Source organism: Corallococcus sp. AB032C, from assembly GCF_003668935.1.
GTDB lineage: Bacteria > Myxococcota > Myxococcia > Myxococcales > Myxococcaceae > Corallococcus > Corallococcus exiguus.
This window is the reverse complement of the sequence record NZ_RAWP01000180.1, coordinates 1-10,571: the sequence shown is the minus strand read 5'-3', so window position 1 is coordinate 10,571 and position 10,571 is coordinate 1. Positions and strand designations below refer to the sequence as shown.

Sequence of the window (10,571 nt, the reverse complement as noted above, 5' to 3'; positions counted from 1 at the left end):
CGCCTCGCTCCGCCCCGCCCCCGCCGTACGTCCCCGAGCGCGAGGAAACGAACGCGCCGGCGGACCTCATCGACTGGGGCTTCATGTTCGACGGGCTGGGCTTCGTGCGCAGGGCCATCTTCCGGCACTGGTTCCTGGGGCTGTGCATCGTCGCGGTGATGGCGGGGCTGGGTTCGGCGGCGGCGAAGCTGATGCCGCGCAAGTACCACGTCGAGACGCGGATGCTGACGTACCGCAACCTCATCATCTCCTCGCTGGTGAACCCGGGCCGGTCCATCCCGGTGGAGGCGGATCAACCCACGCGCGCCGCGTGGGAGATGGTGCTCAGCCGCGGCAACCTCAAGTCCGTGGTGAAGAACGCGAAGCTCATCGAGTACTGGGACCACATGCGGTCGCCCCTCAGCCGCATGAAGGAGCAGTACCTGAAGAAGGCTCCGCCTCCCATGACGGACGAGGAGAAGGAGGAGGCGCTCATCGCGATGCTGGAGACCAGCCTCATCGTGATGGCGGAGGGCGGCAGCGGCACGGTCACCATCGGGGTGGACTGGAGCGACCCGCAGATGGCCTTCAACATCGTGGAGGCCGCGGCGCAGAACTTCCTGGACATGCGCCATGACTCGGAGATGGGCGCCATCTCCGAGTCCGTGAACATCCTCCAGGGCCAGGTGGCCAACGAGGCCGCGAACATCAAGCAGGCCATCGCGGACCTGGAGCGCGCGGTGCGGGCCGCGGATGCGCGCCGCAAGAAGAAGGATGCGGACCCCAAGCAGGCCAGCGCGCGGCAGGCGCTCCTGGCGACGGACCACGCGCTCGCGCAGCTGAAGTTCCTGGTGCAGGCCAAGCGCCGCGCCATCCGCGACGTGGAGGAGTTCCGCGGCCGCCGCCTCACGGAGCTGCGCTCGCAGCTGGCGGAGCAGCGCGTCGTCTTCTCTCCGCAGCACCCGGTGATTGTCGACCTGGAGCAGCGCGTGGCGACGATGCAGGCGGACTCGCCGCAGCTGACGTCCCTGCGCTCCGAGGAGCAGTCGCTCATCCAGGAGTACCTGCGCATGGGCGGCACGGACGTGGACTCCACGACCGAGGGCACGAGCCTGGCGGCGGGCTTCGGCGCTCCCATGGCGGGCGCGATGCTGGGCACGCCGGATGATCCGGAGGTGGCGGTGGCCACGGACCGGATGCGCATGGTGGTGATGCGGCACCAGGAGAAGCTGCGCCGGTTGGACCAGGCGCAGACGGAGCTGGAGATCTCCAAAGTCTCCATGAAGCACCGCTACAGCGTGCTGTTGCCGGCGCTCTTCCCGGAGAAGCCGTCCAAGCCGAACCCGAAGCTCATCGCCATCGCGGGCGTGGTGGGCGGGGTGGCGCTGGCGGTGTTCGCGGCGGTGGCGCTGGACATCCTGCGCCGCCGGGTCCTGGAGAAGTGGCAAGTGGAGCGGCTGCTCAAGTTGCCGGTGCTGGCGGAGCTGGAGCGGCGCTGAAGGTTCGTGCGCTCGGCCGTCCTTGAAGATGGCGCGAGCGCGGGGGTGACACTGTCGTGACGGTCTGGACCTGGGTGGACGTGGCGCTGTGCGTGGGACTGCTGCCGGTGGTGGTGGGCTGCGGCTACCTGCTGCTCCTGACGCTGTTGTCGGGGCGCAAGGCGGCGCCGGTGCCGCCGTCGCCGGCGGCGCGGAAGTTCGACGTCATCATCCCCTCGCACAACGAGGAGCTGGGCATTGCCCGGACGGTGGCGAACCTGTCCGCGGTGGACTACCCGGCGCACCTGCGGCGCATCATCGTGGTGGCGGACAACTGCTCCGACGCGACGGCCCAGAAGGCGCGGGAGGCGGGCGCCACGGTGCTGGAGCGCCAGGACGCGGAGAAGCGCGGCAAGGGCTACGCGCTGGCGCACGCCTTCGAGCACAGCCAGCGTGACGGCTTCGCGGACGCGGTGGTGGTGGTGGACGCGGACACGGTGGTGTCCGCGAACCTGCTGCACGCCTTCGCCCGCCGGCTGGAGGACGGGGCGCACGGCGTGCAGGCGCACTACGGCGTGATGAACCCCACGGCGTCGTGGCGCACGCGGCTGATGACCATCGCGCTGGGGATGTTCCACCGCGTGCGCTCCATGGGGCGCGAGCGGATGGGCGTGTCCTGCGGCCTGCGCGGCAACGGCATGTGCTTCACGCACGCGGTGCTGAAGCAGGTGCCGCACGACGCGTTCAGCGTGGTGGAGGACCTGGAGTACGGCATCCGCCTGGCGCGCGCGGGGCACCGCGTGCACTACGCCTGGGAGGCGGAGGTGCTGGGCGAGATGGTCACGGCGGAGAAGCAGAGCCGCTCGCAGCGCCAGCGCTGGGAGGGCGGGCGCGCGCAGATGCGCAAGCTGCACGGGTGGCCGCTGCTCAGCGACGCGCTGAAGCAGAAGAGCGGGCTGTTGCTGGACCTGTCCATGGACGTGCTGGTGCCGCCCCTGAGCCAGCTGGTGCTGGCGACGGTGGCGGGCTCGGTGCTGGCGACCGGCGTGGTGTGGCTGTCCGGGGGCACGGCGGTGGCGGCGTCCGCGCTGGCGTCGTTCGGCCTGATGTCGCTGTCGCTGTACGTGCTGCGCGGCTGGTGGGTGTCCGGCGTGGGGGCTCGCGGCCTGCTGGACCTGGCGTGGGCGCCCTTCTACGTGGTGTGGAAGGTGTGGCTGATGGTGCGCGGATCCGGAGCGGAGAAGCGCGGCGAGTGGGTGCGCACCACGCGTGAGGCGGAGCGGCGGTAACGCTCAGGCGCGGGGCTTCCGCTTCGCCGGAGGCTTCGGTGCGCCGAGCGACGCCTGGATGGGGCACACGGTGTCCGGAGGGCAGAAGCCTTCGGCCATCAGCGTGGTGATGGCGCGGCGCATGCGGCGCAGGTCGTCGATGCGCGCGTCGATGGCCTGGACCTTCGCTTCGGCGAAGCGGGCCACGTCGCGAGTGGGAGTGCCGCGCCGGTCGGTGAGGGCGAGCACGGCGGAGACCTCCTTCAACGTGAAGCCCAGCTCTTGCGAGCGTCGGATGAAGCGCACGCGGATGGCGGCGTCCGGGCCGTAGAGGCGCTGGCCGCTCTCGCTGCGGTCCATGGGCAGGAGCAACTTGCGGCGCTCGTAGAAGCGCAGCGTGGACAGCTTCACGCCGGATTCACGGGCGAGCGCGCCGATGCGCAAAGGAGCTGCTTCAACGGGCCGTCGCGGGGATGCCACCACGCCACCTCCTGGCGCCGAGGATGGCACCGCCCTGCGCGAACATCCACGCCAGCTCCAGTACGAGGAACACGACGAGCACCCGCGTCGCGCCCTGCGTGAGCGACCACGCCATCCAGGTGGAGAACAGCGCCCGGCCCGCGGTGTCCACGGCACCGTTGAACGCGGTGGGCTGAACGAGCCGCACGACGGACCACAGCGTCACGATGGTGCCGAACAGGGCCACGAAGAACAGGTGCGTGGACGTGAACGCGGGGAGCGGCTCACCACCCAGGCCCAATGCATGGTGCACGGACCGGATGCTCGCGAGCACGGCGTCCGCGGTCCACGGCGTGGCGAAGGGGATGGTGACGAAGAAGTCGTACAGCGCGCTGACGAAGACGACTCGGCGAAGCAGGGACGGTTCAGGGCTCATGCGAAGGACGCTAACCCCTGCACCAAGGTGCAGAGGCAAGGGCCTCCGCTCAGGTCCCCGTCGCGGGAGCCGCCGCACGACTCCGCGCACCGAGCAGGAGCGCGCCCTGCACGAACATGCCCGCGGCCTCCATCACGAGGAACACGCCGAGCACCTGAGATGCCCCCTGCGTGAGCGCCAGCACCATCCACGCGGAGACGAGTCCCCGGCCCACCGTGTCGATGGCGCCATGCAGCGCGGTGGGCTGGAGGACGCGAACCAGCGCCCAGATGACGGCGAGCACGCCGAAGAGGGCGACGAAGAACACGTGCACGGGCGTGAAGGCCGGCATGGCCTCACCGCCCAGCGTCAGGCCCTCGTGCGCCCACTGCATGACGCCCACCATCGCTTCCGCCGTCCACGGTGTGGCGAACGGGAGCGTGACGCACAGGTCGTACACCGCGAAGCCACGGACGACGCGACGAAGCAGGGAAGAGCTCATGCCTGGAACCCTATCCCCCGCCGCCCACGGGAAGCTCCTCGAAGAGGACCTCCAGGTCCGTTGGCAAAGGCCTTCAGCAATCACAGTCTGGTGGACGGAGAGTGCTGACAAGCAATGACTGAAAGTCACCATCCGGCTTGATTACAAATAACATCACTGAAAGAGTCGGCGCGCTCCGCGGGGCACTGCCCGTGAGCAAGGCGCATCCCAGTGCGGAGAATTTCCATTTATGTCTTTCCTGCGTTCGAGCACGCTTGCCGTCGCGGTCCTCCTGACGTCTGCCTGTGCGTCTTCCGTGGATCTGAAGCGTCAGCAGTCTCCCTTCTATGAACTCAAGTCGAGCGCGCCGGGCCTGTCACTGGTGAGCGTTGACACGACGAATGTCGACAACTCGAGCGGCATGGACGCCGCGACCCTGAACGCCGCGGTGAAGGCCGCCGTGGAGTCGTACGTCACGGGGCAGCAGCCGAAGTACGCCTTCTCCGACGCGACAAGCTCCGGGGCCAAGGCGGACTTCAACGTCGGCTTCAAGGACGGCGCGATCCTGCCCTCCCCCACGGCCACCTTCAGCGCGATTCCGCAGGACATGGCGACGCCCCTGGTGTCCGCCATCTACGTCATGCAGGCGAAGAGCTCCCAGACGAGCGGTGGCAACACCCTGATGAGCATCACCCTGGCGTTCTCCACGGTGACGAAGGACGGCAAGGAAGTGAAGACGGAGATCGTCGCCAGCGAGGCCGAGGGCAAGACGCCCGGTCGCCCCAGGCTGAGCATCACGCCGGACGCCGGCTCCTTCCCCTCGGTGTACTGGTCGGCGCAGGGAGTGATTCCCGGCGCGCTCCAGAGCACGGACTTCCTGCCTGGCGACGGCGGTGAGCTCTTCAAGCGCGTGCTGGCGGACGCGGTCGGCTACCACTACTTCCCCCTCTTCGGCCACGAGCTGTCGGAGCGCTACACGCTCATTTCGGATGGCGGGCTGAAGGAAGGCGCGGACGCGGCGAAGGCGGGCAACTGGGATGCCGCCATCACGTCATGGGAGAAGGCGTCCGGCGCTGACGCCAAGGCCCACTACAACCTGGCGGTCGCGTACATGGCCAAGGGTGACGACGCCAAGGCCCAGGAGTCGCTGTCCAAGGTCTCGGATGTGCCCCAGGCGCAGGACCTGGCCAACGCGATGAAGACGCGCGCGGCCTACAAGAAGATCATCGACGCCCAGCCGTAACCTCCGGGGCCCCCGCGGAGGCGTTCAGGGGGCTCCTCGCATGAGGGGCCCCTCCCCGCGGCCCTCAGTCCGCCAGCGGCATGCCGAAGTCAGGCTGGCCGCGCTCGCCGGACACCCAGCGATACACCTCCAGCACCTGCTCCGCCTTCGCCTTCCACGTGAAGTGCTTGAGGATGCGCGCCCGTGCGCGCTCGCCCATGGGGCCAATCACGGACGGATCCGCGACCAGCTTCTCCAGGACTCCGCGCACGCGCTCCACAATCTCCTGCGGCGTGCCCATGGGAATGGCGAAGCCCGTGGACGGACTGACGATCTCTCCCGGACCGCCGTAGTCCATCACGATGGGCACCAGCCCCAGCGCCATCGACTCCGCCACCACCGCGCCGCCGAACTCGCGCACGCTCGGGAAGCCGAAGAGGTGGTTCTTCGACAGGCGGCCCTGCAGCTCCTGGTGCTTCACCCAGCCCGCGAACGTCACGCCGTTCTCCAGGCCGCCCCTCGCCACCTGCGCGCGCAGGTTCTGCATCTCCGCGCCGTCGCCGATGAGCTCCACCTGCACCTTGCCCTCGCGCACCAGCGGCGCCGCCGCGTCGATGAGCATCGCCATGCCCTTGTACGGCACGAAGCGCCCCACGAACGCCACCCGCAGCGGCTCACCCGGCTTCGGCGGCTCCGCCTTCGACGCGCCGAAGCGCCGCACGTCGATGGCGTTCTCCGGGATGTAGACCACCTTGTCCTGGTACTCCTGCGACAGCTGCGCCCGCGTCGCCCGCGAGCCCATCATCAGCGCCGCCGCGTTCTGCCGCGTCGACTTGTAGAAGGGCATCAGCTTGTAGACGTCCCGGATGTAGCTCAGCCACTCGCGCTCACGCACGCGCGCGTCCCCGAAGCCCTTGGGCCACGGCAGGCCGCCGTTCATGGGGCCCATGATGAAGGGCACCCCGGCGTCCGCGCACCGCGCCGCCAGCGTGCTGGGCGTCGTGGGGCTGATGGGCGTGTAGCGGTGCACCACGTCGAATTCCTTCGCGCGGATGCGGTCCCCGAAGCGCCGCCAGAGCAGCTCCTCGAAGTAGTAGTACGGCAGCACGCTCAGCGCCGTGGCCGTCGTCCAGCCCACGCCCGCCTTGCCGCGCAGCACCTCGCCCACCTTCTCCAGCGGGCGCTCCACCGGCGTGGAGTCCAGGGCCGTGAAGTCCTTCCCCTCCACCAAGCCCTGCTTGAGGATGTTCTCGCGGTTGCGGACCTGGGTGACCAGGTGCACATCCGCCACCTCGGCGAGCGCCCTTGCCAGGGACCAGCCTTCCAGGGGGACGCTCACCCAGTCTGGGTTGCACAGCTCAGCAATCAGGAGGACGCGGGGTCGGGTGCCAGCCATACGCCTTCGCATCTATCCCAACCCGGGCCCGGGATATAGCCTCCCCCTCGCTCGAATGGCCTTCAAACCCTCGCCCGCCGCCTGGCTCCAGTACATCGTCATGGTCGTGGGCCTGGGCGCCGTCACCCTGGGTGCGGCCGCCGTGGGTAACGGGGACCCCATTGTCACCATGGCGCCCGTGCTGGCGCTCACGGTGGGGTGGGTCATCCTCAAGGTGCCGCTGCGCTACCTGGCCATCACGGTGCTCTACCTGGTGCTCGCGGTGGACTACACACCCGAGCGCCCCCAGTCGATGTTCTGGCCGTCGCCCCTGTTCCCCCTGGGGAAGCTGCTCTTCACGCAGATGCACGAGCTGGTGGGCATTGGCGCCCTGCGCTTCCCGCTCATCGACGGGCTCATCATCGGCTCCATCGTCATCGGCATCTGCCGGCGGGCCGCGAAGTCCAAGATTGATCCACCGGTGGTGCCCATCCCCCGGCCGCTGGCGGTGGTGCTGGCGATTTCGTTCTTCTCCATCATGTGGATGGAGGTGTGGGGCATCGCGCGGGGCGGGGACATCAAGAACTCGCTCTGGCAGTGGCACCAGGCGGCGGTGCTCCCGCTGGTGGGGATGATGTACCACTACAGCCTGCGCGGGCCGGAGGACTGGCCCCTGGTGGCGAAGACCATCATCGCGGCGGCGCTCACCAAGTCCGCGGTGAGCACCTACTTCGCCCTGGTCATCATCCCGGCCCAGCACCTGGAGGTGGAGTACACGACCTGCCACTCGGACTCGATGACGTTCATCTTCGCCATCAGCGTGTGCATCATGCGCTGGCTGGAGCGGCCCAGGTCCGGCCACGCCATCCGAGGCCTCCTCATCATCATCCTGGTGTTCATCGGGATGTTCTTCAACGACCGCCGGCTTGCGTACGTGAGCCTCGTGGGCGGGCTGGCCGCGGCGTACCTCTTCAACCCGTGGACGCCGCTGAAGAAGTTCATCACGCGCGGGCTCATCGCGTGCTCGCCGCTGTTGATTGTGTACTTCCTGGCCGGGTGGAGCTCCAGCAGCAGCATCTTCAAGCCGGTGGCGACCTTCCGCTCCATCATCGAGGGTCAGCACGCCGAAGGAGAGCTGGACTACCGCGACATCGAGAACCTCAACCTCATCGCGACCTGGAACACGAACCCCGTGTTCGGCACGGGCTACGGGCACGAGTTCCTGGAGCCCTACCCGCTGCCCAACATCGCGTTCGTGTTCCCCACGTACCGCTTCCACCCGCACAACTCCCTCCTCGGCCTGCTGGCCTTCGGCGGGTGGTTCGGGTTCACGGGCGTGTGGATGTACCTGGTGGTGACGGTGTACCTGGCGGCGCGCGCGTACCATCGAGCGTACGCGGCGGAACATCGAACCGCGTGCCTGGTCATCGTGGGCGTGGTGGCGTCCTACCTGAACCAGGTGTTCGGAGACATGGGCATCATCTCGTACATCTGCACGTTCCAGGTCGCGGTGTGCTCGGTGCTCGCGGGCAAGCTGGCCATGGTCACCGGCGCGTGGCCGTGGCCGCAGCGGGAGAAGGTGCTGGGCCTGACGCGCGCGGCGCCGGACGAGGCGCCGCCTACGGGTGCGACGGCGGCCTAGCGCTGGATGGACAGGATGCGCCACTGGCGCGTGTCGATGGCGTACGTGGCGCTCGCGTCCGTCACGGGCCCTTCGGAGTTGCAGACGTCCTGCCGGGGCACGAAGCGCACGAACATCACGCCCTCCGGGCCGGGCGCCGTCCACACGTCGAAGGAGTCCCGCCGGTAGAGGCACAGCTCGTCCGCGGTCGCGCCCTTGTGCGGCTTCAGGTCCAGCGGACGGAAGTCATCCATCGCCAACTGCGTCGCCACCGCCACCAGGGCGGTCGTCTGCGTGCGCCCCTCCGCGGGCAGGTCCAACGGGAACTGGAAGCGGGCCATCTCCTCGTCGGAGGCGCGCGGCGGACGGATGGGCCTCGCGAAGAGCACGCAGCCACAGAGGGGCAACGCCAGCAGCGCCGCGAGCCCGCGCTTCATCCACACCCGCCGCGATGACGAACCCTGGCGCCCCATCTAGTCCTCCACGGGCGTGATGAAGCCCGTGTCCTTGTCCGCTTCGTGGATGTACCCGATGAGCTTCCACGCCTTGCCCTGCCGCAGATAGACCTCACCCGGACGCTGCTCGCCCTTGTACGGGACCAGCTTCGTCACCGTGCATCCTGCATCAAATTGGATGCGCAGGGTCCAACGTTGTGACTGACCCCAGCGGTCCTCCTGTGACATGCCGGACGGGAACCAGGGGTGGCTGTGGAAGTCCGCCAGCGTGGACGGCAGGCCCCGGTCGTCCTTCACCACGCTGGGCACGCTGCAGCTCTTGCGGCGCAGGTCCGCGCCCACCAACGTCGTGCGTCCCAGCGGCGAGGGCCAGCTCGCGTAGTACTCCCCGCCGCCCAGCGAGTAGATGAGCCCGCAGTACTCCTGGCCGTAGTCCCGCTCCCGGGCCCGGTCCAACGCCATCACCGCCGGGCAGAGCTGGTCGATGACCTCGTCCACGTTCGAGGAAGGCTGGATGGCGGGCCAGGGGCCCTTGACCCAGACCCTCTCGCCCCGCTGGCCGAAGAAGACGTCCCTGCCGCTCTGGAAGTAGGACGTGCCGGCGCAGCCAACGAGCAGCGCCACGCCCACGCTCCATGCATTCCGTCCGCGCATCCCGTCTCGCCACCCTGATGAGGGGAACCGGGAAAACGCATAGCACGGCCTAAGCAATAAAACCAGGATTCAAGGCAAAGCCTACCCGGTGCGGGCACGGAGCTCCGCGGCCTCGGCGGCGGCGGCGGTCAGGTGCTCCAGCTCCAGGTCGATGTGCTTCGCCTGCGGGATGGCGCGGCGGACCTCCGCTTCAATGGCGTCGATCTCCTCGCTCAGGGTGCGGATGAGGTGCCGGGCCGCGTCCGTCAACGCGCGCTCGCGCTCCACGCCCACAGGGGGCAGCCCCTGCGCGGGCAGGGCCTCCGCCAGCCGGGCCGCCACGAAGGACTCGCTGAAGCGCAGCTCCGCCTTGAACTGGTAGGACTCCGGCGTGAGCTGCCGCGTCTTCACGTCGTGCAGGTCCGCCAGGCTGGGGCGCGCGCGCAGCAGGTCCTCGAAGCGCTGCTCCACGTCCGCCGGCACGGACCGGCCGAGCAGCAGCTCCCGGTTCTCCACCATCAGGTAGACGGCGATGAGCCCCAGCAGCACGCCCACCGTGAGCGACGCCAGCGCGTCCCACAGCGGGTTGCCCGTCACGTGCGCCAGCGCGATGCCCGCTGTCGCCAGCACCAGGCCCAGCACCGCCGCGCCGTCCTCCAGCAGGATGGCCACCGACGCGGGGTCGGCCTTCGTCCGCACGAAGCGGAAGAAGGGCTCGCCCGCCGCCTGCTTCAGGAGCCCTCGCACCGCGAACAGCAACACGCCGCCCTCGATGAGGAACGACAGCCCCAGCACCAAGAACGTCACCGGCCCCGTCTCAGCCACGTGCGGGTGAAGGAGCGACTGGATGCCGTGGTAGACGGTCACGCCGCAGCCCACGAAGAAGATGCCGGACGCGGACAGGATGCCGAAGATGAAGCGCTCGCCGCCGTAGCCGTACGGGTGCGAGTCGTCCTCCACGCGCGCCGCCCGCTTCAGCCCCAGGAACAACAACACCTGGTTGCCCGTGTCCGCCAACGAGTGGATCGCCTCCGACAACATCGCCCCTGAGCCCGACAGGAAGAAGGCGATGAACTTGATGAGCGTGACCAACACGTTGCCGGACAGCGCGACGACGACGGCCTTGAGCGACGAAGCAGGAGCGGACATGGAGGTGCCAAACCTACCATGGGGCGCCCTCCCGCC

Annotated in this window: 11 protein-coding genes; 4 read left to right on the top strand and 7 right to left on the bottom strand. The window is 68.9% G+C overall.

Going from position 1 to position 10,571, the window contains the following annotated elements; all coding sequences use genetic code 11:
* Positions 1 to 1,478, top strand: a 1,478-nt coding sequence (gene epsV / locus D7X99_RS40090; protein WP_121782346.1) for a PCP family exopolysaccharide biosynthesis protein EpsV, incomplete at its 5' end; no start/stop codon positions are given.
* A gap of 56 nt (positions 1,479 to 1,534) precedes the next feature.
* Positions 1,535 to 2,746 carry an exopolysaccharide biosynthesis GT2 family glycosyltransferase EpsU gene (epsU, locus tag D7X99_RS40085; RefSeq protein ID WP_121782345.1) on the top strand — a complete coding sequence of 404 codons (1,212 nt, stop codon included), beginning with the start codon at positions 1,535 to 1,537 and terminating at the stop codon, positions 2,744 to 2,746.
* A gap of 3 nt (positions 2,747 to 2,749) precedes the next feature.
* On the opposite strand, the gene D7X99_RS40080 is transcribed toward epsU, so the two are convergent.
* The 3 genes from D7X99_RS40080 to D7X99_RS40070 are packed head-to-tail and all read right to left on the bottom strand — an operon-like array spanning position 2,750 to position 4,101.
* Positions 2,750 to 3,205, bottom strand: a complete 456-nt coding sequence (locus D7X99_RS40080; RefSeq protein WP_158627150.1) for a MerR family DNA-binding protein — start codon at positions 3,203 to 3,205, stop codon at positions 2,750 to 2,752.
* The gene (locus D7X99_RS40075; protein WP_121755304.1) at positions 3,180 to 3,620 is read right to left on the bottom strand and encodes a hypothetical protein; all 441 of its coding nucleotides are present in this window, start codon (positions 3,618 to 3,620) and stop codon (positions 3,180 to 3,182) included. The genes D7X99_RS40080 and D7X99_RS40075 overlap by 26 nt, the downstream gene beginning before the upstream one ends.
* Positions 3,621 to 3,669: 49 nt before the next feature.
* Positions 3,670 to 4,101 carry a hypothetical protein gene (locus D7X99_RS40070; protein ID WP_121755305.1) on the bottom strand — a complete coding sequence of 144 codons (432 nt, stop codon included), beginning with the start codon at positions 4,099 to 4,101 and terminating at the stop codon, positions 3,670 to 3,672.
* Positions 4,102 to 4,396: 295 nt separating this feature from the next.
* On the opposite strand from D7X99_RS40070, the gene D7X99_RS40065 reads away from it, so the two are divergent.
* Positions 4,397 to 5,323, top strand: coding sequence for a lipopolysaccharide assembly protein LapB (locus tag D7X99_RS40065; protein WP_147476400.1), 927 nt, complete (start codon positions 4,397 to 4,399; stop codon positions 5,321 to 5,323).
* A gap of 64 nt (positions 5,324 to 5,387) precedes the next feature.
* Here the strand turns inward: D7X99_RS40065 and epsH are convergent, their stop codons facing one another.
* Positions 5,388 to 6,698: an exopolysaccharide biosynthesis glycosyltransferase EpsH gene (gene epsH / locus D7X99_RS40060; protein WP_121782342.1), complete on the bottom strand. Its 1,311-nt coding sequence runs from the start codon at positions 6,696 to 6,698 to the stop codon at positions 5,388 to 5,390.
* 55 nt (positions 6,699 to 6,753) lie between these two features.
* On the opposite strand from epsH, the gene wzy reads away from it, so the two are divergent.
* On the top strand, positions 6,754 to 8,319 hold the full coding sequence (wzy, locus tag D7X99_RS40055; RefSeq protein WP_121782341.1) for an exopolysaccharide repeat unit polymerase: 1,566 nt from the start codon (positions 6,754 to 6,756) through the stop codon (positions 8,317 to 8,319).
* On the opposite strand, the gene D7X99_RS40050 is transcribed toward wzy, so the two are convergent.
* From D7X99_RS40050 to D7X99_RS40040, 3 genes are all read right to left on the bottom strand, one after another.
* Positions 8,316 to 8,771 (bottom strand): hypothetical protein, encoded by a 456-nt coding sequence (locus tag D7X99_RS40050; RefSeq protein WP_121755309.1) that lies wholly within the window; start codon positions 8,769 to 8,771, stop codon positions 8,316 to 8,318. The genes wzy and D7X99_RS40050 overlap by 4 nt on opposite strands.
* Positions 8,772 to 9,377, bottom strand: a complete 606-nt coding sequence (locus D7X99_RS40045) for a hypothetical protein (protein ID WP_233614146.1) — start codon at positions 9,375 to 9,377, stop codon at positions 8,772 to 8,774.
* Positions 9,378 to 9,488: 111 nt separating this feature from the next.
* Positions 9,489 to 10,535: a cation diffusion facilitator family transporter gene (locus D7X99_RS40040; protein ID WP_121782339.1), complete on the bottom strand. Its 1,047-nt coding sequence runs from the start codon at positions 10,533 to 10,535 to the stop codon at positions 9,489 to 9,491.
* Between the last annotated feature and the right edge of the window lie 36 nt (positions 10,536 to 10,571).

Bases quoted from the DNA above. Each gene is read 5' to 3' on its own strand.
- D7X99_RS40075 (WP_121755304.1), bottom strand. From the start codon at position 3,620: ATGAGCCCTGAACCGTCCCTGCTTCGCCGAGTCGTCTTCGTCAGCGCG.
- D7X99_RS40040 (WP_121782339.1), bottom strand. From the start codon at position 10,535: ATGTCCGCTCCTGCTTCGTCGCTCAAGGCCGTCGTCGTCGCGCTGTCC.
- epsH (WP_121782342.1), bottom strand. From the start codon at position 6,698: ATGGCTGGCACCCGACCCCGCGTCCTCCTGATTGCTGAGCTGTGCAAC.
- D7X99_RS40050 (WP_121755309.1), bottom strand. From the start codon at position 8,771: ATGGGGCGCCAGGGTTCGTCATCGCGGCGGGTGTGGATGAAGCGCGGG.
- D7X99_RS40070 (WP_121755305.1), bottom strand. From the start codon at position 4,101: ATGAGCTCTTCCCTGCTTCGTCGCGTCGTCCGTGGCTTCGCGGTGTAC.
- wzy (WP_121782341.1), top strand. From the start codon at position 6,754: ATGGCCTTCAAACCCTCGCCCGCCGCCTGGCTCCAGTACATCGTCATG.